This window comes from Acinetobacter calcoaceticus, assembly GCF_051947995.1.
Classification (GTDB): domain Bacteria; phylum Pseudomonadota; class Gammaproteobacteria; order Pseudomonadales; family Moraxellaceae; genus Acinetobacter.
In genome coordinates this window covers 1-214 of the sequence record NZ_JBLVVH010000075.1, presented here as the reverse complement: position 1 = coordinate 214, position 214 = coordinate 1, and the positions used below count along the sequence as shown (strand labels likewise).

General features: G+C 51.9%; 1 pseudogene. It reads left to right on the top strand.

The features are described 5' to 3' along the window. Nucleotides 1–214, top strand: a pseudogene (locus ACNQO6_RS18615) (FAD-dependent oxidoreductase); the annotation flags it as partial.

Here is a 214-nt window from a genome sequence, read left to right as displayed (position 1 = left end):
AAACCCTGAGTGGTCAACCGTCTGCCGTTCACTACCCTGCCATGCCAGTCGCAGTGAAAACCCCTGCTGCTCCATTACCCGTATTACCAGCGCCACTGGAAGTTGAAGTGAACTGGGAAACTGAAGAATTTGAAGATGGGATGGTCGCGAAAGCAGCGGATGGGGAAGGTTCCTTAAGAGGATTTGTCCTGTTTGGTGCAACTGCGGGTAAACA